Consider the following 23,127-nt stretch of genomic DNA (forward strand, 5'->3'; position numbering starts at 1 on the left):
CGGGTCCGCCGCCGGGCGCCACCTGGTGCGCCTCGGGCCCGGGGACGTACCCCATGGCGGGCGCCGGGCCCCCGGTCGAGAACGCCGCGGCCGACACCCCCCGCTCCAGCCGGTCGAGCCGCGTCTGCACGGAACGCTCGTCGTCGAAGGCCGCGGGCAACAGCACGCGCGCGCAGATCAGTTCGAGCTGGAGCCTGGGCGAGGTGGCGCCCCGCATCTCGGTCAGCCCGGTGTTGACGAGGTCGGCGGCCCGGCTCAGCTCGGCGGCCCCGAATACGGACGCCTGGTCCCGCATGCGCTGGACCACGTCGTCGGGGGCGTCGATGAGCCCCTTCGTACCGGCGTCCGGAACGGCGGCCAGGATGACCAGGTCCCGCAGCCGCTCCAGCAGGTCGGCGACGAACCGCCGCGGATCGTTGCCTCCCTCGATGACCCGGTCCACGACCTCGAAGGCCGCCGCGCCGTCGCCCGAGGCGAAGGCGTCGATCGCCGAGTCGAGCAGCGAACTGTCCGTATAACCGAGGAGGGCCGTCGCCATGGCGTACGTCACACCGTCCTCGGCGGCGCCCGCGAGGAGCTGGTCCATGACGGACATCGAGTCCCGCACGGACCCGGCACCGGCCCGCACCACGAGCGGCAGCACCCCGTCGGCGACCGGGATCGCCTCCTTGGCACACACCTCGCCGAGGTAGTCCCGCAGCGTCCCGGGCGGCACCAGCCGGAACGGATAGTGGTGCGTACGCGACCGGATCGTGCCGATGACCTTCTCCGGCTCGGTGGTCGCGAAGATGAACTTGAGATGCTCCGGCGGCTCCTCGACCACCTTCAGCAGGGCGTTGAACCCCGCCGGGGTGACCATGTGCGCCTCATCGATGATGTAGATCTTGTAACGACTGCCGGCCGGCCCGAAGAAGGCCTTCTCCCGCAGATCACGCGCGTCGTCCACACCACCGTGCGACGCCGCGTCGATCTCGATGACATCGATCGACCCGGGACCGGTCCTGGCCAGGTCCTGACAGGACTGGCAGACCCCGCAGGGGGTCGGCGTGGGCCCCTGCTCGCAGTTCAGACAGCGCGCGAGGATGCGCGCACTGGTGGTCTTCCCACAGCCCCGCGGCCCGCTGAACAGGTACGCGTGATTGACCCGGTTGTTGCGCAGGGCCTGCTGCAGCGGGTCGGTGACATGCTCCTGCCCGATGACCTCGGCGAACGACTCGGGGCGGTAACGGCGGTACAGCGCTAGGGACGACACACCTACGACGATATCGGCCCGCTCCGACATCCCACCCCCGCCAACGCGGACGCCCCCCACGTACCCGCCAGAGCCAACCTACCCTTGCTGCCTTCCGGCCCTGGGGGAGTTCAGTCAGATAGCGCCACGTGAGGGGCTGCGCCCAACAGTACCCGATCCCCACCCCCACGAACGAGTTCGCGAGCACGGCTCCCCGTCTTGTATGGTTCGTCGCGGAGGATTCGCCTAGTGGCCTAGGGCGCACGCTTGGAAAGCGTGTTGGGGGCAACCCCTCACGAGTTCGAATCTCGTATCCTCCGCCATTGCTCTCACCGGGCAATAGTTGAAGGCCCGCCGTCGCTAGCGATGGCGGGCCTTCGACGTGTGTGGTTGGCAGTTGCTCTGATCGGACTGGCGCCTCGGCGGACGAGGGCGGCCCGAAGGGACCGCCCGATCGTGCGCGGTCACACGCTCGTGAGCCACCACCTTGTCTACCGCCGCCCGCCCAAGTTCCGGCAGGTGTTCGGCCGGAGCCATCTCTGCTCTAGACGCGCGATGACTGCCGTTCTCGAGCAACCCGCCGCTCGCGCAGTCCCGCTCGCCGTTGAGACCGCCAGCATCCACGGCAACGGCCAGGGCGATGACCGGAGTTCCCGGTGCGAGACTACGGCGCACACGACCGCTGATGACCGCGTTCTCCATCCTGAGGGCCGTCTGACGAGCAGCCCACGTCTCGCTGTCCGGCGGCTTCGGGACGTGATGGATCCGACCGGCACTTACGACGACACGACGCGCTACGTGCTCTCGGCGCCGAACCGTGCGCACCGTTAGCCGCTTCCGTGCACGGCGCCGTCAGGCCCATGCCCAGCCCTGACAGAGATAGTATCGATGCAGATAGTATCCCAATCGATAGTATCCACAGAGGGAGTCTTATCGTGCGTCGCTTCATCGGACGGGATCGCGAGCTGACCGTGCTCGGCAACGCCTTGCGGGCGGTCCACGATGCCGTCGGGTCGGCGAAGCCGGGGCAGTGCCTCCTTATGCGGGGAAGGCGGCGGGTCGGCAAGTCCAGCCTCGTCGAAGAGTTCCTCCGGCGCAGCGAGACACCGTATCTGTTCTTCACCGCGGCGGGCGGCGCGGCGCAGGACGAACTGACGGAACTGCTCGACGCCGTCGCCAGGTCTACCCTGCCGGAGCGGGGACTGTTCTCGGAGGAGACCCCCGATCAGTGGAACGCGGCACTCAGACTGCTTGCGGAGATCCTGCCCGACGACACTCCCAGCGTCGTCGTCATCGACGAGGTTCCGTATCTGATGGACCGCATCGACGCCTTCGAGGGCCTGCTCCAGCGGGCATGGGACCGGCTGCTCAGCCGCAAGCCGGTGCTTCTCCTCCTGGTCGGGTCCGATCTGTCGATGATGGAGGCACTGAACAGCTACGACCGTCCCTTTCACCAGCGGGGCCGGGAAATGGTCGTTGGGCCCCTGAACCCGGCCGACATCGGCGAGATGCTCGATCTGTCTCCGGCGGCAGCGTTCGACGCGGCGCTGATCACTGGGGGGCTTCCCCTGATCTGCGCCGAGTGGCGGGCCGGAGCGGATGTCCGAGAGTTCCTCCGCGACTCGCTGGACAACCCGATCTCGGCGCTGCTGGTCTCCGCCGAGCGCTCACTGGCCGCGGAGTTTCCACCGCAGGCCATGACCCGGGAGGTTCTTCGCGCCATCGGTTCCGGGGAGCGAACCTTCACCAACATCGCGCGCGCGGCCGGCGGCATCGCCCACACCACTCTGACCCGGGCCACTGACGTCCTGACCGAGAAACGGGTCGTCGCCGCCGAGTTGCCCCTCTCACTGAGGCCGTCGAAGGAACGCCGCTACCGGGTGGCCGACCCCTACCTCCGCTTTTGGCTCGCGTTTCTGGATCCGCACATGGCGGAAATCGAGCGGATGCGGGGAGACCTCACGCTGAGCCGCATCCAGGAACAGTGGACGAGCTGGCGCGGCCGCGCGATCGAACCCCTGGTGCGGGAATCCCTCGCCCGTCTCCTGCCGGACGGTTCCCTCCCCACCGCCCCGGCGATCGGCGGGTACTGGACCCGCAGCAACGATGTCGAGATCGACCTGGTGGGCGCCGACCGGCAGCCGGTGGCCAAGCAGTTGCTCTTCCTCGGCTCGGTCAAGTGGCTGGAGAACTCCGCGTTCGACAGCCACGACCTGGCAGCACTGCACAAGCACCGGGCAGCGATCACCGACGAGCCGGTACCGCTTGTGGCAGTCTCCCGCAACGGCGTCGATTGTTCCGGCCTTCAGGCGGTGTACGGCCCCGAGGAACTGCTCAGCGCTTGGCGCAGGGCATGAGCAGGAACCGAGCCCACGGTTGCGGTTCTGGTTGCATTCGCGGCGGTTCAGCACTGTCCGTTGGCCAAAGGCCCGCAACCGTCGGGCGGCTTCGAGGGGGGCGTGCATGGGGCAGCGAAGGGTGATGGGCCGGTTGAGGCATGGGGCGTGGGTGTTGGTGACGCTTGGGCTGACGCTCCTGGTGGGGACCGTCGCGTACACCCTCACGAACTACAAGATGGTCACCGTCATGGGCGACTCGATGAGACCCGCGTACCCACCGGGCGACCAGCTCTTCGCCGAGCGGATCGACGCGGGCGAGATACGCCGTGGCGATGTCCTGCTCATCGATGCGCCCGAGCACTTCCGGGGCGAACCGATGCTCCGGCGGGTCATCGGGATGGGTGGCGATCACGTGGTGGGTGAGGGCAGCCAGGTCACGGTGAACGGGAAGCCGGTGGATGAGCCGTACGTGAGGCACCGCGAGGAGAGCGTGATGGCCAGACCGTACGACGTGAAGGTGCCGGACGGGCGGTTGTTCCTGCTGGGCGACTACCGGGTGAACTCCAACGACTCGCGTTTCCACCTCAGCGACCGGTCGGGCAGCATCGCCGCCTCCGGAGTACAGGCACGAGTGCCGGCGGACTCCGCGGCTCCGGGGGTGCTGGCGACGCTCGCGAGCCTTGGAATCGTGCTGGTCCTGGCCGGTGTCGGAGGCTACGTGCTCGGACGGCGTGACCGGAGGTCGCTCTCGTCATGGACGTCATCGCCCGCGGCCTGAGCGCCCGGGGTCGCGGACCGCGGAACTAGGATCGCCCGTCATGGACTGGCTTGAGCGCGCCGCGAAGTTGAGGCAGTGGACGGCCAACGGGGTGCGCGCACCCCATAAGCCGCTGCTTCTTCTGTACGCCCTCGGCCGGTTCCAGGAGGACGCCGGGAGCGAGCTCTCGTACAGCGCGGTGGAAGGGGATCTGAAGCGGTTGCTGGTCGAGTACGGCCCCGGCAACAGGACCACGCCCGCCTACCCGTTCCATCATCTGGTCAGCGACGGGGTGTGGGAGGTACGGAGCGAGCGTGGCGCCGGCAGTCCCGGGACCGGGGTGCTGGAGCTGCGGGCGACAAGGGCCGCGGGGCGGCTCGTACCGGAGTTGAGGGCGGCGCTGCGGCGTGAGCCGTCGCTGGTCGGGCGTATGGCGCGGGTGCTGCTCGATCTGCATTTCCCGCCCTCGCTCCACGGCGAGTTGTGTGACGCCGTCGGGCTCGAACTGGAGTCGGCACAGACACCGCTGTCCGCCGCGCGGCGGCAACGGGACCGGCGTATGCGGGACTTGGTGCTGACGGCGTACGAATACCGTTGCGCCTTCTGCGGCTACGACGGAAGCATCGGCGCGGTCGCGGTGGGACTGGAGGCCGCGCATGTGCGCTGGTGGGCGTTCGACGGCCCGGACGAGGTCGACAACGGGCTGTGTCTGTGCGCGCTGCACCACAAGCTGTTCGACAAGGGCGTGTTCGGTGTCGACGACGACCACCGGGTCATGGCCTCGCGGCACTTCGTCGGGCGGAGCCCCGCCGCCCGGGCGCAGGTGACGGACCTCGCGGGGCGAGCGCTGCTGGGCCCGCAGCCGGGTACGAGCCCGATCGCGCCGGCCCACCGGTCCTGGCACTCCAGTCAGGTCTTTCACGGCGAACCGCGCCCTGCCGCGGTCGTGTGAGCGGCGCGCTCCCGGATCCGCCGGACAGGGCCTACCCGCAGGACGGGCAGAGCCCCCGGTACGTGACCTCCGCCGTCGAGACCGTGAAGCCGAACCGTTCCTCCGGCGGGAGCGCGGAGAGAGGGTCGCCCGTCGGGTGGACGTCGCGGATCGTGCCGCAGTCGGAGCACACCAGGTGCTGGTGCGGGCGGTGCGCGTTGGGGTCGTAGCGTTTGGCGCGGCCCTCGGTGGAGACCTCGATCACCTCGCCGAGGGAGACCAGTTCACCCAGGGTGTTGTAGACGGTCGCCCGGGAGATCTCGGGCAGCCGCCGTGCCGCGAGGGCGTGCACCTCGTCGGCCGTGAGATGGACGTGGTCGCCGTCGAGCACCTGCGCGACGACCCGGCGCTGGGAGGTCATCCGCCAGCCGCGCCCTCGTAGTCGCTCCAGCAGGTCGCTCATGTCGGTTCACCTGTTCGCGTTCGCGAGAATCCGGAAGTGGATTCCGAAAATACCGGCGGACGCCCGCCGGACGTCCGGATTATTACTGGATGTACGTTTAGCTCGCTTCTTGACTTGGACTCCGTCCATCGTAGGATCGGTTCCGGCGAATAGCCAAGGAACGTCGCGTGTGGGGCCGTGTGGGGCTCCCCACTCGCTTACGCGGCAGAGCCCGTACGACCGCGTCAAGTCTGGTCGGCGGGGGCTCCGCCCGACCGCGTCCGACAGCCACTGCCTCTCCAGAGCACCTTTGATCCGCCTGGTCCGGAAGGATTTCAATGTCTGACAACCATGATGCAATCGTCGTAGACGCGAAGTCGGAGGAGGCGAGTGGTGGCTGCCCGGTCGCGCACGGGCGGGCCCCGCATCCCACGCAGGGCGGTGGAAACCGCGAGTGGTGGCCCGAGCGGCTGAACCTGAAGATCCTCGCGAAGAACCCCGCCGTGGCGAACCCGCTCGGCGAGGAGTTCGACTACTCCGAGGCGTTCAAGTCCCTCGACCTGCCGACCGTGAAGCAGGACATCGCCGAGGTCCTGACCACCTCGCAGGACTGGTGGCCGGCGGACTTCGGTCACTACGGCCCGTTCATCGTCCGGATGGCCTGGCACAGCGCCGGCACCTACCGGATCAGTGACGGCCGCGGCGGCGCCGGCGCCGGACAGCAGCGCTTCGCGCCCCTCAACAGCTGGCCGGACAACGGAAACCTCGACAAGGCCCGCCGGCTGCTCTGGCCGGTCAAGAAGAAGTACGGCCAGAGCCTGTCGTGGGCCGACCTGATGATCCTCGCCGGCAACGTCGCCCTGGAGACGATGGGCTTCGAGACCTTCGGCTTCGCCGGCGGCCGCGCGGACGTCTGGGAGCCCGAGGAGGACGTGTACTGGGGTCCCGAGACCACCTGGCTCGACGACAAGCGCTACAGCGGTGACCGGAATCTGGAGAGCCCCCTCGGCGCGGTCCAGATGGGCCTCATCTACGTCAACCCGGAGGGCCCGAACGGCAGCCCCGACCCGCTCGCCTCGGCCCGCGACATCCGTGAGACGTTCCGCCGGATGGCGATGAACGACGAGGAGACGGTCGCGCTCATCGCGGGCGGCCACACCTTCGGCAAGACCCACGGCGCGGGCCCGGCGGACAGCGTCGGCGCCGACCCGGAGGCCGCCGCCATCGAGGACCAGGGCTTCGGCTGGAAGAACAGCCACGGCACCGGCAAGGGTGGCGACACGATCACCAGCGGTCTCGAAGGCATCTGGACGAACACCCCGATCACCTGGGACAACAGCTTCCTGGAGATCCTCTACGGCTACGAGTGGGAGCTGTTCCAGAGCCCCGCGGGCGCCAACCAGTGGCGTCCGAAGGACAACGGCGGCGCGGGCTCCGTCCCCGACGCCCACGACGCGTCGAAGAGCCACGCCCCGACGATGCTGACGACCGACCTCGCGCTGCGCGTCGACCCGGCGTACGAGCAGATCTCGCGGCGCTTCCTGGAGAACCCCGCGGAGTTCGCGGACGCCTTCGCCCGCGCGTGGTTCAAGCTGACCCACCGTGACATGGGCCCCGTCGTGCGCTACCTCGGCCCGGAGGTCCCGGCCGAGACGCTGGTGTGGCAGGACCCGCTGCCCGCCGTCACCCACCAGCTCGTGGACGCCGAGGACATCGCCTCCCTCAAGGAGCAGATCCTCGCCGCGGGCGTGCCGGTCTCCGAGCTCGTCTCCACCGCGTGGGCGTCGGCCTCGTCGTTCCGCGGCAGCGACAAGCGCGGCGGCGCCAACGGCGCCCGTATCCGCCTCCAGCCGCAGAGCGGGTGGGAGGCCAACGACCCCGACCGGCTCGTGACGGTGCTCCGTACGCTCGAAGGCGTCCAGGAGAGCTTCAACTCCGCGCAGGACGCCAAGGGCGGCGACAAGCGGATCTCGTTCGCCGACCTGATCGTGCTCGCGGGAGCCGCGGCCGTCGAGCAGGCCGCGAAGACCGCCGGCTTCGACGTCGAGGTGCCCTTCACGCCGGGCCGCGCCGACGCGACGCAGGAGCAGACCGACGTGGAGTCGTTCGCGGCGCTGGAGCCGGCCGCCGACGGATTCCGCAACTACCTCGGGAAGGGCCACCGGCTGCCGGCCGAGTACCTCCTGATCGACCGGGCGAACCTGCTGACGCTGAGCGCCCCCGAGATGACCGTGCTCGTCGGTGGTCTCCGTGTCCTGGGCGCGACCTACCAGCAGTCCTCCCTGGGTGTACTGACGGCGACCCCCGGGTCCCTGACGAACGACTTCTTCGTCAACCTGCTCGACCTGGGTACGACGTGGAAGGCGACGTCCGAGGACGAGAACACGTTCGAGGGCCGCGACACCGCCACCGGCGAGGTCAAGTGGACCGGCAGCCGGGCCGACCTGGTCTTCGGGTCGAACTCGGAGCTGCGCGCGCTCGCGGAGGTCTACGCGGGCGACGACGCGAAGGAGAAGTTCGTCAAGGACTTCGTCGCGGCGTGGACGAAGGTCTCGAACCTCGACCGGTTCGACCTCGTCTGAGGTCTCGGGCTCTCAGGCCCTGAGCCTCTGACCGCCCGGGGCTCGGATCGCCCGAGCAGGCTGTTCCGGCCGGGCAGGCCCGTACTCACGGGCCTGCCCGGCCGTCTCGCGTTTTACGGGTGTACGCCGGCTGCGCCGGCCAACAGCGCGTCAGCGCCCGGGCCGGAGTGATTCGATCGCGCGGGCGAGGCTCTGCGCGCCGTGGCCCTCGGCGATCTGGGTCTCGAACAGGGTCTGGAGTGGGGTCAGCAGGTCCACCCCGATGCCCTGGGCCCTGGTGGCGGTCAGCATGTTGGCGAGGCCCACCGCGTTGATGTCCAGGTTGGACGTCTCCGTGGCGTAGTCGCCGGAGTCGATCTCCGCCGCGAAGCCGGGCAGCGCCGCGGCCGCCGCGTTCAGCCAGGGGACGAGGAGGCCGGTGATGTCCGCGGCTTTGATCCGGGCCGAGTCGGCCACCGCGACCGACTGGAAGAAGCCCGCGAACATCCCGTACATGCCGCTCAGCAGCGAGATGTCGTAGAGCGACGCCAGGCCGGGGTCGGCGCCGACGAAGGTGGGGGCGCCCAGGAGGTCCAACTGCTCGCGATAGGTGGCGAAGACGGCCGGCGAGCCGCTGTAGAGGACGAACGCGTCCGGCGTGCCGATCGTCTGCGGTACCGCGTAGACCGCCCCGTCCAGATACTCGGCACCCTGGTCCGCCACCCAGGCGGCCAACTCGCGGGCGGGTTCGGGTGTTCCGGAGGTGAGGTTGAGGAGCGTACGGCCCCGGAGCGCGCCGGCGGCGGGCGTCAGTATCTCTCGTGCCTTGTCGTAGTCCAGGACGCAGACGATGACGAGGTCCGCCGCCGCGATGGCCTCGGCCGCCGTCGCCGCACGCGTCGCGCCTCTGGTGACCAGGTCGTCGGCCTTCTCCGGTGAGCGGTTCCAGACGGTCGTGCGGTGGCCGTGACCGAGGTAGGCGGAGGCCAGGGCGCGGCCCAGGTTGCCGAGGCCGATCACCGCGACCGAGGGCAGGTCGGCCCGGTTCGGCGTGGTCCGCTCCGGAGTGGTCCGCGCGGGGGTGGTGTTCATGTCGTTCCTCTGCTCGGTGGGGCGGGTCGGTGAGAAGAACTCTGCCGAGCGGGGCTGTCGATCGGCTGTCGGTCCGCTGCCAATCCGCTGCCGTCCGGCCGCCGTTAGGGTGAGGCGTATGCGATTCGGGGTGCTCGGTCCGCTGGCCGTGTGGACGGCGGACGGTGATCCCGTTCCGATCCCCGGTACGAAGGTCCGCGCGCTGCTCGCGCATCTGCTGGTGTCCCCCGGGCGCGCCGTCCCCGTCGCACGGCTGGTGGACGGTCTGTGGGGCGAGGCGCTGCCGGACGACCCCGCCAACACGGTGCAGGGAAAGGTCTCGCAGCTGCGCCGCGCGCTGGAGCGGGCCGAGCCGGGCGGCCGGGACCTGGTGGTGTCCGGGGCCGGGGCCTCCGGGTATCTCCTGCGGAGCGGTCCCGGCGCCGTCGACGCGGAGCGGTTCACCGCGCTGCTGGACCGGGCGCGGGCCGAAGCCGTACCCCGTACGAAGGCAGACCTGCTGTCCGAGGCGCTGGGGCTCTGGCGGGGCGAGGCGTTCGCGGACTTCGCCGGTGAGCCGTTCGCCCTCGCGGAGATCGCCCGTCTGGAGGAGGCGCGGCTCACGACCCTGGAGGAACAGGCCGAGATACGGCTCGCGTTGGGCGGCGAGCACGCGAAGCTGGCCGGTGAACTCGGCGGCCTGGTCGCCGCGCATCCGCTGCGCGAACGGCTACGGGCCGTGCGGATACGGGCGTTGTACGGCGCGGGGCGCCAGACCGAGGCGCTGGAGAGTTACGAGGACCTCCGCCGCCGGCTCTCGGACGAGCTGGGGCTGGAGCCCGGTCGTGAACTCGCCGCTCTCCAGCAGGCAGTTCTGCGACAGGACGTGGCGCTGACCGAACACCGGCCCGCCGTCGTCACGAATCTGCCGGCGCCCCTCACGGAGATCGTCGGCAGGGACGAGGCCGCCTCGGCCGTGACCGATCTGCTGACCGTCTCCCGGCTGGTCACTCTCACCGGGCCCGGCGGGGTCGGCAAGACCCGGCTGGCCGTGGAGGTCGCGCAGCGGTGCGCCGAGGCGTACCCCGACGGCGTGTGGCTCGTCGAACTGGCGGCGCTCGCCCCCTCACCGGGCCCTCGCGCCGATCCGGACGTGGTGAACGCGGTGGCCGAGGCCGTCATGCGGGTCCTGGGCATCCAGGAGGCGGGGGGTGAGGGCGGTGCGGGCGGAACGCTGCCGTCCCCCGCCCGCCGGCTGGGCGGCGCGCTGCGCGACAGACGGCTGCTGCTCGTCCTGGACAACTGCGAGCACGTCGTGGATCCGGTCGCCGAGCTGACCGCCGCGCTGGTCCCGGACGCCCCCGGGCTGAGCGTACTGACGACCAGTCAGGAACCGCTCGGGATCAGTGGGGAGCAGGTGTGGGCCGTACCGCCGCTGCCCCTGCCGAGCGCGGTCGCGCTCTTCACGGCACGAGCGGGCACCGGCACCGGCGCTGCCCCCGGCCTGGGTTCTCCGGCCGCGGCCGAGGCCGAGGCCGTCGCCGAGCTGTGCCGCCGTCTCGACGGCATCCCGCTGGCCCTGGAGCTGGCCGCGTCGCGAGTTCGGACCATCGGCGTGCACGGTCTCGTCGCCCGGCTCGACGACCGGTTCGAGCTGCTGGGCGTCGGCCCCCGTAACGCGCCCGACCGTCAGCGCACGCTGCGCGCGGTGATCGACTGGAGCTGGGGTCTGCTCACCGGGCCCGAGCGCGTCGTACTGCGCAGACTGGCCGTCCACAGCGGGAGTTGCGCGCTGGAGGCGGCCGAGGCGATCTGCTCCGGGGACGACGTGCGGGCGGCGGACGTGATCGAGCTGCTGGCCCGTCTGGTGGACAGGTCCCTGGTCGTGCTGTGCGACCGGCCGGAAGGACCCCGTTACCGGCTGCTGGAGTCGGTGAAGGCGTACTGCCTCGAACAGCTGCGGGTGGCGGACGAGTTGGACGCCGTACGCGAACGGCACTGCCGCCACTACACCGAACTCGCCCTGCATGCCGCGCCGTTGCTCCGGGGCCCGCAGCAACACCACTGGCTGGAGCGGCTGGACGGGGAGGCGGCCGATCTGCGGAGCGCACTCGACTTCGCCGTACGGCAGGGGGCCGGGGCGGGGGCCGGCGAACGGGCCCTGCGTACGGTGAACGCGCTGGCCTGGTACTGGGTACTGCGCGGCCGGCCGGCCGAGGCCCAGCGGTTCCTGGACTCGGCGCTCGCGACCGGATCCGCGACCGGATCCGCAGCCGGCCCGCTCACCCCCGACAGCGCCCTCGCCATGGCCTGGCGGGCGGGCATCGGCCTGCTGGAGGGGGACTCCGAGGACGCGGAGCGCAGGATTCACGACGTACTGGAGGCGTACGAGGGCGACGCGGCCGGCCACGCCCGCCACGGCCCCGCCGGCCGTGCCACAGCCCTGTGGTTCCTGGCCTACACCCAGATGGGATCCGGCGACGTGGCCACCGGGGAGAGCCTGGCCAACCGCTCCCTGGACGCGTTCGGTGCCGCCGGCGACACCTGGGGGACGGCGGCGGCGCTGAGCGTACGGGCCCGGCACGCGTTGGCCCGTGGTGACCTGGACTCGGTCAAGCGCGACGGTGAACGGAGCGCGCGGCTCTTCGACGGCATCGGAGACCGGTGGGGACGTCTCCAGACCGTGTTCCCGCTGGCGACGCTGAGCCAGATCACCGGCGACTACGGACACGCCGCCGATCTCCACCGCGAGGGGCTGGCCATCGCCGAACAGCTCGGGCTGTGGACCGAGGCCGCCAAGCGGCTCACCGGCCTGGGCCGGATCTCCCTCCTCACCGGCGACCTCGCGCAGGCACGCGCGTACCACGAGCGGGCCCTGAAGCTGGCGCGGGAACAGAACTTCAGGTCGGGGGAGGTCGACGCCGAGATCGGGCTGGGGCTCGGCGCCCGCCGGGAGGGCGCCCACGACCTGGCCGAGCACCATATGCGGGGCCTGCTGGCCCGGTTCCGCGAGGTGGGTTACGGCCCCGGCAGCACCCTGGCCCTGGCGGAGTTGGGCTTCGTCGCCGAACTCCGCGGCGACGCGGCGACCGCCCGCGCCCTGCACCTGGAGGGCTTCGACACCGCACGCGAACTCGGTGACCCCAGGGCCGTGGCGCTGGCGCTGGAGGGACTGGCGGGGGCACGGGCCGTGGCCGGCCGGTACGGAGCGTCCGCGATGCTGCTGGGCGCGGCCGCGGCGGCCCGGGACTCCGTCGGCGCACCGCTGCCGCCCGCCGAACGCCGTGACGTGGACCGGGTGTCGGCCGCCGCGCGGGACGCGCTCGGGAAGGCGGAGTTCGACGCGGAGTTCGACCGGGGCGCGCTGCTGGACCTGGACGGGGCGCGGGCGCTGGGAGCGGGAACGTGACGGTGGTCGAGTCGTGGGTGTTCCTGGACGATCACGGGGACGGGGCGGCGTCGTCCGTGGGTCCCGACGAGGCAATCGCGGTACTCAGGGGCAGGATCGCGCGCGGGGCGTTCGAGTCGTGGCTGTCCGGGTCGTCGGGCCGGCTGCTCGCCGTCGTGACCAATGCCGAGCGTGCGACGGTCATGCTCCTCGCCGGTGAGGGTGATCCCGGCGAGCACGCCACGGACCCCGGTGCCGAGGGCTGGAGCGACGGATTCGTCCTGGCGAACGGGCAGAACGACGCGTATCCCGACGCGGACACCGTGCCTCTCGACGAGGCGCTCCGGATCGTCCGCCACGTTCTCGCGACGGGAGGGCCGCCGGCCGGTGCGGCGTGGACGGTCGACCGCTGAGCACCGGAGGACCGCGACCGACAGCCGACGGCTGGCAGCCGGGGATCCTCAGGACAGCAGCCGTTGCTCCTTCGCCAGCGCCACCGCGCCCGAGCGGGTGTCGACCCCCAACTTGCCGTAGATACGGCCCAGATGGGTCTTCACCGTCGCCTCGCTGATGAAGAGCGCACGGGCGATGTCGCGGTTTCCCAGCCCGCGCGCCAGTTGCCGCAGTATTTCCCGCTCCCGCTCCGACAACGCGGGCCGTGGGCTGCGCAGTTGGGCGAGTACACGGTCCGCGACGGGCGCCGAGAGGGTGGTGCGGCCGGACGCCGCGTCGCGGATGGCGGCGAACAGTTCCTCCGGCTGCTCCGCCTTGAGCAGATAGCCCGTGGCGCCCGCCTCGATGGCGCGGGTGATGTCGGCGTCCGTGTCGAACATCGTGAGCACCAGTACGCGCGGTGCCGCCGCCCCGGAGCCGTACGCGTCGTCCGTGAGCAGATGCCTGGTGGCCGTGACCCCGTCCATGCCGTCGCCGAGTTGGAGGTCCATCAGTACGACGTCGGGCCGTACGCGCGCCGCCACCGCCAGCGCCTCCTCGCCGCTGCCCGCCTCGCCGACCACCTCGATGCCGTCGGTGCTGGACAAGAGCGCGCGCAGACCGGCGCGTACAACCGCGTGGTCGTCGCACAGCAGGAGCCGTACGGGAGTTGTGGGCTCCGGCGGCCCCGCGCCTGTACTCATGAGGTGCCGCCCTTTCCTGACGTGTCGAGCGCGGGAGTGAGAGGTATCGCCGCCGAGACGACCGTGCCCTCGCCCGGCTCGGACTCGACGGTGAGCGTGCCGCCCAACTGCCGGGCGCGGGCCCGCATCGCCGGCAGTCCGTGCCCGCGACCGGGGCGCCCGGTCGTGGCGGCCGGCGCGTCCGCCGCCGTGACGGCGAAACCGCGGCCGTCGTCGGCGATGTCCAGCGAGATCTGATCGTCGAGGCAGGTCAGGGTCAACGCGGCCCGCGTCGCGCCCGCGTGCTCGCGCACGTTGGCCAGCGCGCCCTGCGCGATGCGCAGGAGCGCCGCCTCGACCCGTTCCGGCAGCGGGCCCGGGGCGCCGTCGAGGTGGAAGACCACCGTCGGCCCCGCTCCGCTCTCGCGGTCGGCGAGCGCGGCCAGTGCCGGGGCGAGCGTCCGTTCGGCGAGGTCGGCGGGGGCGAGGTCGTGGACGAACCGGCGTGCCTCGGTGAGGCTGCGGGACGCGATCTCGGCGGCGTCCCGCATGTGTCCGCGCGCCGCGCCCGGGTCGGCGTGCCAGACGCGTTCGGCGGCCTGGAGCAGCATCTGCTGGCTTGACAGGCCCTGGGCGAGGGTGTCGTGGATCTCCGTGGACAGCCGCTGCCGCTCCGCCAGGATCCCGGCCCGGCGCTCGGTGGCGGCGAGGTCGCGGCGCGTACGGACCAGGTCGTCGATCAGCGCGCGCTGCCGGGCCGCCTGGCGTTTGAGGTGGACCAGTACGGCGGTGCCGACGGCGGCGACGGCAGGTGGGGCGATGACCGCGTTGGGGTCGAACTCGCCTTGTGCGAAGCGCAGTTTGGACGCGACGACCAGCAGTGTCAGTACGGCGGCGAGGGAGACGGCGGTCCGCGTCGACAGGGTGTGCAGGCCGGTGAAGAAGAGCGGCATCGCGCACCACGCGGCGCTCGGCGCGAGCGCCAGCAGCACGACCCAGACCGTCAGCACCGTGCCCACCCAGGCCAGATAGCGGGCGTGGGGCCGCGTGCCGGAGGGCGGTGGGGGCGCGACGAACCGCCCCGCGACATAGAGCAGCCCGAACACCGCGAACAGCACGACGACCCGGCCGGCGTGCCCCTCGCCCTCGTGGCGGATCAGATAGCGGGCGAGGGAGGCGCCCAGGAGCAGGAAGAACGCGGCGTGCATGACGGCCGTGAGCCACCGCCGGTCGGGGTCGGGATCGGCGCGTGGCGCCACGGGCGGGTACGTGTCCGTCCCGGTCCCCTTCGCCACCTCGGGCGCCTCACTCCCCTCCGTACCCTTCGCCACCTCAGGCGTCGTCGTCACGGACCGCATGGATGCTGCCGCCTCCCCACCTGTCGGTTCGCGGCCGGACGGGCCACGTCTTCCGTCCTAACGTGCCGGCCCCGGCCCCGCATCAGCCGATCGGTTGACACGGCTGTCGCCCGGACCGGTCGCGAAACGGGGCCGGTACGCCGTACCACCATGCCCCGGCCGGGCCGAGGCTGGTGACAGCGCCCCCGCCACCACCCCGACACCACCGGCACACAAGGGAACCGACACATGCCCGCCAAGAACGTCACCGTCAACCGTGCCGCGCTCGGTCACCGCGTCGCCTACGCGCTGCGCCACCCCGACCGGGCGCCGCGCCATCTGGTCCGCGCCGCCCGGGACACCTGGCTGCGCCTCCGCTGGCCGGACCACATCTCCTACTACCGCGCGGTGATGCGTTCCGACACCCGCGCCGACCCGGACGCGGCGGTCGGCAGCCGCAGCCACGAACGGTGGCTGGCGCTCGGCTCGATGCAGTTCGACTACCTCATCGGCCACGGCCTGCGCCCCGAGCACCGGATGCTGGAGATCGGCTGCGGCAACCTGCGCGCGGGCTGGCGCTTCATCGGCCATCTGGAGCCGGGGCACTACTACGGCATCGACATCTCCCCCGACATACTCGCCGCCGCCCAGGACACCCTCGTCCGCCAGGGACTCCAGGACCGCCTCCCCACCCTCACCCCGGTCCGCGACCTGACGTTCGGCTTCCTCCCCGACGCCCACTTCGACGTGGTCCACGCGCACAGCGTCTTCTCGCACTCACCGCTGCCGGTGATCGACGAGTGCCTGGCCCATGTCGGCCGGGTGCTGGCACCGGGCGGCTGGTTCGACTTCACCTTCGACCGCACCGAGGGCAAGGAGCACCAGGTGCTGCGGGAGGACTTCTACTACCGCACGGAGACACTGATCGCGCTGGCCGGACAGCACGGCCTGACGGCGCGCTTCATGCCGGACTGGGAGGACCTGCCGCACGGCCAGTCCAAGATCCGCGTCACCCACGGCAGTCGCTGAGGGCCCCTGACGATCCCATCTTCCTCACCTCACACCGCGCCCTCCGCCACCCTCGCGGGCGCGGACCCGGCCAGCGCCGTGCGGAGCAGCAGGCCGAACTCGTCCGGCCACTTCACATAGCCGACGTGGCCGCCGGGGAACATCGCCGTCTCCTTGCCGAGGCGTTCGGCCAGCGCGACCGCCGGGCGGTGCACGTCGTGGGTGCGCGAGTCCTCACCGCCGGCCACCACGATGCGCCCGGTCAGCGGGGCGAGCGCAGCGAAGTCGGGTACGAAACGCGTGAACGGGCGCATCACGTGCGCCAGGAAGAAGTCGGTGTTGTCGTTCGCCTCGGGCAGCACCGGTGCGGGACGGCCGCCGAAGACGGCGCTGAACAGTTCCATCGCCGCCGGGATCCCCTCGCGGCGGTACGTGGCGTGGACGGCGTCCAGGAAGGCCAGCCGCTCGGCGGCGTCCGGCAGGAGCGCGAAGGCGGGCGGCTCGTGCACGACCAGGGCGGCGATCCGCCCGGGCCGCCGGACGGCGAGTGCCGGAGCGAGGTGGAGCGCGATGAGGCCGCCCGAACAGCTGCCGAAGACCTGGACCGGCTCGTCGGGGGCGGCCACCCGGTCGAGCAGGCGGGCCGCGTCGTCGGCGTGGACCTCGATGCGCTGGTCGACCGGGGGGCCGGTGAGCGGACTGCGGGAGTTGCCGCGCGGGTCGAAGGTGAGGACGCGGTGGTCGGCGGCGAAGTGGGCGGCGAGACCCTCGAAGACGGCGGCGTCGGAGTTGCCGCCGCCCAGGAGCAGCAGGAGCGGGCCGCTGCCGCGTACCTCGTAGTGCAGGACGGCGCCGGGCACCGCCAGCGTGCCGGTCTCGGGGGTCGAGGGGTCCATCGCGCTCCAGATCGGGGTCCGCGTCACGCCCTGCGCGCCTGCACGCCCCGCGCGCCGTGGCGTCGTGGCGTCGTGGCGTCGTGGCGTCGTGGCGTCGTGGCGTCGTCAAGCCGTAACGTCGTTGAGTCATCGTGTTTTCACTCAGGGTAGCCATCTCCCGTATCGTGCGCCGGGACCGAGCGCACCGATCCGTCCTCCCGGGGGTGGCCGACATGGCAGACGACGCGGCAGACGACATGGCGGACACCGGCGCGGCCGGGCCGCGCCTCCTGCTGAACGCCCAGCCCTTCGGCTTCGGCCCGCCCGCCGCGACGGCGGCCCTCGCTCGCGAACTGGCACCGCTGTGCGGCGAGTTGGCCTACTTCGGGGCCGGCCACACGCTGGATCTCCAGCACCGGCCGCCGTATCACGCGGTGTACGGGACCACCGGACTCTCCGACGGCGAACGCCTGGCGTGGCTGCGGCGCCTGGCGCCCTGGTACGACCTGTTCGTCACGGCGATGGACTTCGACGAGGCCGTGCTGGCCCGGCGGGCCGGGCTGGAGGTGGCGGTCTACGACGCGCTCACCTGGTTCTGGCCCGAGATCCCGGCGGTGGCCGGGGACGCCGCGCCGTACGTCGCGCAGGACTTCTTCGGGGTCCGCGAGCGGATCGCGGCGGACCCGGCGCTGCGGCGGAACTCGGTGGTCGTGCCGCCGATCGTCCCGCTCCTGCCGCCCCGGCGGCTCTGGCGGCCGGAGCGGCCGGGGGGCGGACGGCCCCGGCACGTGCTGCTCAATCTGGGCGGGCTCCAGAACCCGTACTGGGAGCCGTCCGACGCCGCCGCGTACGCGCGGCTGATGCTGGACGCCGTGCGGGCCGCGCAGCCGGCCGGCCGGTCTGTCGTCGTCACGACGAGCCGCGGGGTCGCGGCGGCGCTCGGTGCCCCCGGAGCGCCGCGTCCGGGTCTTCACACATCCGTCCGTACCGACGACCGCGACACCGTGCTGGAGCTGATGAGCGGCGCCGCGTACGCCTGTATGACGCCGGGCCTCGGCAACATCTACGACGCGGCGGCGACCGGCGTACCGACCCTGTGGCTGCCGTCCGCCAACGAGACCCACCACCTCCAGGCCCGCCTCCTGGCCGAACACGGCTTCTGTGACGCGCGGCTGGACTGGCCGGACGTCGGCGGACCCGCCGACTACGGCGTCCCGGCCTCGTCGCCGACGGCCGATCCGGAGGCGCTGACGCGGGCGATCGTGGCGGTGATCCGGCGACTGTCCGGCGCCCGGGGCCTGTCGGCGCTGCGCGACCGGCTGGCGGACGAAGTGGCCAAGTCCACGGCGGGACTCGGCCTCGTTCCCGGCAGGGCGCGGGCCCTGACGGAACGCTTCGGCCACGGCGGTACGGAGGAGGCGGCGAAGGCGCTCGTACGGTGGGCCGGCTCGCGTCGCCCACCGCACTGAACGCCGGCCGCTCCCCCCTACAGCGCGCCGACCGAACGGAAGAACGCGCGCACGTCCGCGACGAACAGCTCGGGCTGCTCCAGCGAGAGAAAGTTGCCGCCGCGTTCCAGCTCGGTCCAGTGCGTGACGTTGTGCTCCCGCTCCGCGAAGCGGCGGACGGCGACATCGGTGGGCAGCGCGACGGCGACGCCCGTGGGAACGGTGCCGCGCTCCTTCGGCGCCCACGCGCCCGGGTCGTGCGCGGACTCGTAGTAGAGGTTCGCGGAGGACCCCGCCGTGGCGGTGAACCAGTAGACGCTCACGTTGGTGAGCAGCTGGTCGAGGCCGACCGCGTCCTCGGGCAGTTCCGCCTCGGTGTCCGTCCACTCCTTGAACTTCTCGACGATCCAGGCGAGTTGGCCGACGGGCGAGTCGGTCAGCCCGTACGCGAGGGTCTGGGGGCGGGTCGACTGAATGGCGTTGAAGCCCATCTTGTCGTCCCGGAACTCCTGGAGGCGGGCGAGGCGCGCCTGTTCGCCCTCGGTGAGCCCGTCGAAGTCCGCCGGATCGTCCGAGGGGAAGGTGATGAAACCGTTGACGTGGACTCCGACGACCCGCTCCGGCGCCTGCCGCCCCATCTCGGTGGCGATCCAGGCTCCTCCGCCGCCGCCCTGGACGCCGTACCGCTCGTAGCCGAGGCGCGACATCAGCTCGACGAACGCGGCCGCGATCCGGCCGTTGTTCCAGCCGGGACCGCTGAGCGGACCGGAGAAGCCGACGCCGGGCGTCGAGGTGACGACGACATGGAAATCGCTCGTCAGCGGGCCGACGACCTCGGTGAACTGGGTGAAGGAGCCGGGCCAGTCGTGCATCAGGAGCAGCGGTGTGGCGGCGGGGTTCGGCGACCGGACGTGCAGGAAGTGGATGTTCTGGCCGTCGATCTCGGTACGGAACTGCGGGAACTCGTTGAGCCGCGCCTCGGCCGCGCGCCAGTCGAACTCCTCCGCCCAGAACGCGGCCAGCTTCCTGAGATGACCGACCGGGACACCGCGCGTCCAGCCGGCGCCGGGGACCTCGTCGCTCCAGCGGGTACGGCGCAGCCGGTCGCGCAGGTCGTCGAGTTCGGCCTGCGGGACCTCGACGCGGAAGGGGCGGATGTCGGTGGGGCGGGCGGCGCCGCTGTTGTTCTCCATGGACAGAACAGTAGAGTCGCAATAGGAAGACTTCGTTCCTATACACAGGGCAGGCTGTCACTCATGCTGGAAACCTCCGCACGACTCCTGCGCCTGCTCTCCCTGCTCCAGACACCGCGCGCCTGGCCGGGCTCGGAACTGGCCGAACGGCTCGGCGTGAGCGGGCGCACGGTGCGCAACGACATCGACCGGCTGCGCGAACTCGGCTATCCCGTCCTCGCGGCGCGCGGCGCCACCGGCGGCTACCGGCTGACCGCCGGCACCGCGATGCCGCCGCTCCTGCTGGCCGACGACGAGGCGGTGGCCGTCGCGATCGGGCTGCGTACGGTCGCCGAGGGCGCCATCGCGGGCGTGGAGGAGACCTCGCTCCAGGCCCTGGCGAAGCTCCAGCAGGTGCTGCCGTCGCGGCTGCGCAGACGCGTCGACGCGCTGCGTACGTACACGGTCCCGGTGCCCGCGGACCGGACCGGCCCGAAGGTGGACGCGGACCTGCTGACGACACTGACGTCCGTCTGCCGCGACTGCGAGCGGCTGCGCTTCGACTACCGGGACCACGGCGGCGCGTCCACGCGCCGCGTCGTGGAGCCGCACCGGGTCGTCAACTGGGGCCAGCGCTGGTACCTGGTGGCCTGGGACGTCGAACGCGACGACTGGCGGACCTTCCGCGTCGACCGGATCGATCCACGCCTCCCGGCCGGCCCCCGCTTCACGCCCCGCCCGGCGCCGGACGGCGACGTGGCCGCGTATGTCTCCCGCCGCGTATCGGCCGCGGCCTGGCGCCACCGCGCCCGCGTGACGGTCCACGCCCCGGCACAGGCGGTCGCCGAGCGGATCAATCCGGCGGTGGGCGTGGTGGAGGCGATCGACGCGACGACCTGCGTCCTGGACACGGGCGCGGACTCGCTGGAGACGCTGGCGGTCCACCTCGGCATGCTGGGTCACGACTTCGACGTCACCGAACCGCCCGAGCTGGTGGCCCACGTGAGGGCACTGGCGGCTCGGTACGGGCGGTCGACGCCCGGTGCGAGCGAGCGCCCGGGGGCGCGGACCCGTACCGGAACCGCCGCCGATACGTGAGGATGGCCCGGCAGGCGGGCCCGCCGCGGCGGCGGGACCGGCAGGGGCGGGGGCGAGGAGGGGAGCGGGTCGTCGTGCTGTTGCGGCAGCTGGAGTATCTGGTCGCGCTCGCCCGCGAGCGGCACTTCGCGCGGGCCGCCGACGCCTGCTTCGTGTCGCAGCCCTCCCTCTCCGCCGCGATACGCAAGCTGGAGCACGAGCTCGGCGTGCCCATCGTGCGGCGCGGCCGGCGCTTCGAGGGGCTGACGCCCGAGGGCGAGCGGGTGCTGCTGTGGGCGCACCGGATCCTCGCCGAACGCGACGCGCTCCACCACGAGTTGTCGGTGATGCGCGGCGGTCTCACCGGTACGCTGCGGCTCGGCGCCATCCCGACCGCCCTGACCGCCGCGTCCCTGCTGACGACGCCCTTCTGCGAGCAGCATCCCCTGGTCCGCGTCTCGCTGGAGTCGCTGTCGTCGCGCGACATCACACGGCGGCTGACCTCCTTCGAGCTGGACATCGCGCTCACGTATCTGGACGACGAAAGCCTTCGCCAGGTGCGCAGGACACCGCTGTACGAGGAGCGGTATCTGCTCCTCACCCCGCACGACGGCCCGCTCGCCGGTCAGCGGTCGGTGCGCTGGGCCGAAGTCGCCGGGCTGGCGCTGTGCCTGCTGTCGCCGCAGATGCGCAACCGCCGCATCATGGACGAGTACTTCGCCGCCGAGGGCGCGACCGTCACCCCCGCCATCGAGACCGACACCGTCGCGGGCCTCTACACGCACATGGCGGCGGGCCGGTGGTCCAGCGTCATCTCGCACGCCTGGCTGCACATGTTCGGTGTGCCCGCCTCGATGCGCGTGGTCCCGCTGGAGCACCCCGCGCACGGTCCGCGGGTGGGGCTGGTGATCGCCGACCGCAGCCCCGAACCGGTGCTGGCGAAGGCGCTGTTGGAGACCGCGCGCCGGGTGAGCGTGCGGGAGGTGCTGGACGGCCTGCTCGACACGTATCTCAGTCCGGCGCCCCGACGGCCCTGACCGTACGCGAGGTCCACGGCGCGGACCACCCCCGCGGCAACGATAGTTGTCGTCTATCCCGGCATAGAGAACAACGCTTTGACCAGGCCCGACGCCAGGACACACCGTGGATGGCACCTTCCGAGGCATTCCGCAGCAACGGACAAGGAGCCGCAACGTCATGGCCAAGATCCTGTGTGTGCTGTACGACGACCCGACCGACGGCCAGCCCACCACCTACGCCCGCGACGACCTCCCGGTCATCGACCACTATCCGGGCGGCCAGACCACCCCCACCCCCGCGGGCACCGACTTCACCCCCGGCCATCTGCTGGGCAGCGTCTCGGGTGAACTCGGCCTCCGCTCCTTCCTGGAGAGCCGCGGCCACACCCTTGTCGTCACGTCCGACAAGGAGGGCGCGGGTTCGGTCTTCGACCGTGAGCTGGTCGACGCGGACATCGTGATCTCCCAGCCGTTCTGGCCGGCCTATCTGACCGCCGAGCGCATCGCCACCGCCAAGAACCTGAAGCTCGCCGTCACCGCCGGTATCGGGTCCGACCACGTCGACCTCGACGCCGCCATCTCGCACGGCGTCACGGTCGCCGAGGTGACGTACTGCAACAGCATCAGCGTCGCCGAACACGTGGTGATGACGGTGCTCGGCCTCGTACGCAACTTCATCCCGTCCCACCGGATCGTGCTCGACGGCGGCTGGAACATCGCGGACGCCGTCTCGCGCTCGTACGACCTGGAAGGCATGCACGTCGGTACGGTCGCGGCCGGTCGCATCGGGCTCGCCGTCCTGCGCCGGCTGGCCCCCTTCGACGTGACTCTCCACTACACCGACCGGCACCGTCTTCCGGCGGCCGTCGAGCAGGAGCTCAACCTCACCTGGCACGAGTCGACCGCCGACATGGTGCCGCACTGCGACGTCGTCACCATCAACGCGCCGCTGCACCCGGAGACCGAGGGCCTGTTCGACGACAAGCTCATCGGCACCATGAAGCGCGGCGCCTATCTCATCAACACCGCCCGCGCGAAAATCGTCGACCGCGACGCCGTCGACCGCGCGCTGCGCGGCGGACAGCTCGCGGGATACGGCGGCGACGTCTGGTACCCGCAGCCCGCCCCTGCCGACCACCCGTGGCGCTCCATGCCGCACCACGCGATGACACCGCACATCTCGGGCTCGTCGCTCTCGGCGCAGGCGCGGTACGCGGCCGGGACACGGGAGATCCTGGAGTCGTACTTCGCCGGGACCCCCATCCGTGACGAGTACCTGATCGTGGAGGGCGGGGCGCTCGCCGGCACGGGCGCGCACTCGTACTCCACCAAGGAGGGCTGACCCCCGCCGCGTTC

18 protein-coding genes, 1 tRNA gene and 1 other RNA gene are annotated in these 23,127 nt (G+C 71.7%); 12 read left to right on the top strand and 8 right to left on the bottom strand.

The features are described 5' to 3' along the window. Window positions 1-1,252 (bottom strand): DNA polymerase III subunit gamma and tau (locus GXP76_RS14075; RefSeq protein WP_242571856.1); only part of this gene is annotated, 1,252 nt, incomplete at its 3' end. Window positions 1,253-1,296: 44 nt separating this feature from the next. Continuing rightward, window positions 1,297-1,393: signal recognition particle sRNA small type (gene ffs, locus GXP76_RS14080), an RNA gene on the bottom strand. A gap of 73 nt (window positions 1,394-1,466) precedes the next feature. On the opposite strand from ffs, the gene GXP76_RS14085 reads away from it, so the two are divergent. The 4 genes from GXP76_RS14085 to GXP76_RS14100 all read left to right on the top strand — a co-directional run bounded on the left by GXP76_RS14085 (window position 1,467) and on the right by GXP76_RS14100 (window position 5,279). Next, a tRNA-Ser gene (locus GXP76_RS14085) sits at window positions 1,467-1,554 on the top strand. A 612-nt stretch (window positions 1,555-2,166) separates the two neighbouring features. Then, on the top strand, window positions 2,167-3,588 hold the full coding sequence (locus tag GXP76_RS14090; RefSeq protein ID WP_242571857.1) for an ATP-binding protein: 1,422 nt from the start codon (window positions 2,167-2,169) through the stop codon (window positions 3,586-3,588). A gap of 157 nt (window positions 3,589-3,745) precedes the next feature. Next, window positions 3,746-4,348, top strand: coding sequence for a signal peptidase I (lepB, locus tag GXP76_RS14095; RefSeq protein WP_242571858.1), 603 nt, complete (start codon window positions 3,746-3,748; stop codon window positions 4,346-4,348). Window positions 4,349-4,388: 40 nt separating this feature from the next. Next, window positions 4,389-5,279 (top strand): phosphorothioated DNA-binding restriction endonuclease, encoded by an 891-nt coding sequence (locus tag GXP76_RS14100; protein ID WP_242571859.1) that lies wholly within the window; start codon window positions 4,389-4,391, stop codon window positions 5,277-5,279. Window positions 5,280-5,310: 31 nt separating this feature from the next. On the opposite strand, the gene GXP76_RS14105 is transcribed toward GXP76_RS14100, so the two are convergent. Continuing rightward, on the bottom strand, window positions 5,311-5,721 hold the full coding sequence (locus GXP76_RS14105; RefSeq protein WP_242571860.1) for a Fur family transcriptional regulator: 411 nt from the start codon (window positions 5,719-5,721) through the stop codon (window positions 5,311-5,313). A gap of 317 nt (window positions 5,722-6,038) precedes the next feature. Between GXP76_RS14105 and katG the strand changes: the two genes are divergently transcribed. Next, window positions 6,039-8,282: a catalase/peroxidase HPI gene (gene katG / locus GXP76_RS14110; protein ID WP_242571861.1), complete on the top strand. Its 2,244-nt coding sequence runs from the start codon at window positions 6,039-6,041 to the stop codon at window positions 8,280-8,282. A gap of 150 nt (window positions 8,283-8,432) precedes the next feature. On the opposite strand, the gene GXP76_RS14115 is transcribed toward katG, so the two are convergent. Next, a complete protein-coding gene (locus GXP76_RS14115; protein WP_242571862.1) occupies window positions 8,433-9,353 on the bottom strand; it encodes an NAD(P)-dependent oxidoreductase in 921 nt (306 codons plus the stop codon). A 118-nt stretch (window positions 9,354-9,471) separates the two neighbouring features. Between GXP76_RS14115 and GXP76_RS14120 the strand changes: the two genes are divergently transcribed. Beyond that, on the top strand, window positions 9,472-12,741 hold the full coding sequence (locus tag GXP76_RS14120) for a BTAD domain-containing putative transcriptional regulator (RefSeq protein WP_242571863.1): 3,270 nt from the start codon (window positions 9,472-9,474) through the stop codon (window positions 12,739-12,741). Beyond that, window positions 12,738-13,133: a hypothetical protein gene (locus tag GXP76_RS14125; protein WP_242571864.1), complete on the top strand. Its 396-nt coding sequence runs from the start codon at window positions 12,738-12,740 to the stop codon at window positions 13,131-13,133. The genes GXP76_RS14120 and GXP76_RS14125 overlap by 4 nt, the downstream gene beginning before the upstream one ends. Window positions 13,134-13,181: 48 nt before the next feature. Here GXP76_RS14125 and GXP76_RS14130 read toward each other — a convergent pair whose 3' ends face one another. Both GXP76_RS14130 and GXP76_RS14135 read right to left on the bottom strand, forming a co-directional pair. Further along, complete coding sequence (locus GXP76_RS14130; RefSeq protein WP_242571865.1) at window positions 13,182-13,856, bottom strand: response regulator transcription factor; 675 nt, start codon at window positions 13,854-13,856, stop codon at window positions 13,182-13,184. Further along, window positions 13,853-15,043: a sensor histidine kinase gene (locus GXP76_RS14135; RefSeq protein ID WP_242571885.1), complete on the bottom strand. Its 1,191-nt coding sequence runs from the start codon at window positions 15,041-15,043 to the stop codon at window positions 13,853-13,855. Before GXP76_RS14135 ends, GXP76_RS14130 begins: the two co-directional genes overlap by 4 nt. Window positions 15,044-15,421: 378 nt before the next feature. Between GXP76_RS14135 and GXP76_RS14140 the strand changes: the two genes are divergently transcribed. Further along, on the top strand, window positions 15,422-16,201 hold the full coding sequence (locus GXP76_RS14140; RefSeq protein ID WP_242571866.1) for a class I SAM-dependent methyltransferase: 780 nt from the start codon (window positions 15,422-15,424) through the stop codon (window positions 16,199-16,201). Between the two features lie 29 nt (window positions 16,202-16,230). Here the strand turns inward: GXP76_RS14140 and GXP76_RS14145 are convergent, their stop codons facing one another. Next, window positions 16,231-17,103 carry an alpha/beta fold hydrolase gene (locus GXP76_RS14145; RefSeq protein ID WP_242571867.1) on the bottom strand — a complete coding sequence of 291 codons (873 nt, stop codon included), beginning with the start codon at window positions 17,101-17,103 and terminating at the stop codon, window positions 16,231-16,233. 185 nt (window positions 17,104-17,288) lie between these two features. Here GXP76_RS14145 and GXP76_RS14150 point away from each other — a divergent pair, with 185 nt between their 5' ends. Further along, window positions 17,289-18,524 carry a hypothetical protein gene (locus GXP76_RS14150; protein WP_242571868.1) on the top strand — a complete coding sequence of 412 codons (1,236 nt, stop codon included), beginning with the start codon at window positions 17,289-17,291 and terminating at the stop codon, window positions 18,522-18,524. Window positions 18,525-18,541: 17 nt separating this feature from the next. Here the strand turns inward: GXP76_RS14150 and GXP76_RS14155 are convergent, their stop codons facing one another. Beyond that, window positions 18,542-19,696 carry an epoxide hydrolase family protein gene (locus tag GXP76_RS14155; RefSeq protein ID WP_242571869.1) on the bottom strand — a complete coding sequence of 385 codons (1,155 nt, stop codon included), beginning with the start codon at window positions 19,694-19,696 and terminating at the stop codon, window positions 18,542-18,544. 63 nt (window positions 19,697-19,759) lie between these two features. Between GXP76_RS14155 and GXP76_RS14160 the strand changes: the two genes are divergently transcribed. The 3 genes from GXP76_RS14160 to GXP76_RS14170 all read left to right on the top strand — a co-directional run bounded on the left by GXP76_RS14160 (window position 19,760) and on the right by GXP76_RS14170 (window position 23,113). Beyond that, a complete protein-coding gene (locus GXP76_RS14160; RefSeq protein ID WP_242571870.1) occupies window positions 19,760-20,773 on the top strand; it encodes a YafY family protein in 1,014 nt (337 codons plus the stop codon). Window positions 20,774-20,847: 74 nt separating this feature from the next. Continuing rightward, window positions 20,848-21,789 carry a LysR family transcriptional regulator gene (locus GXP76_RS14165; protein ID WP_242571871.1) on the top strand — a complete coding sequence of 314 codons (942 nt, stop codon included), beginning with the start codon at window positions 20,848-20,850 and terminating at the stop codon, window positions 21,787-21,789. Between the two features lie 160 nt (window positions 21,790-21,949). Next, complete coding sequence (locus tag GXP76_RS14170; protein WP_242571872.1) at window positions 21,950-23,113, top strand: NAD-dependent formate dehydrogenase; 1,164 nt, start codon at window positions 21,950-21,952, stop codon at window positions 23,111-23,113. Window positions 23,114-23,127: the final 14 nt, after the last annotated feature.

Origin of the sequence: Streptomyces sp. NP-1717 (genome assembly GCF_022695985.1) — a bacterium.
Taxonomy (GTDB): Bacteria; Actinomycetota; Actinomycetes; order Streptomycetales; family Streptomycetaceae; genus Streptomyces.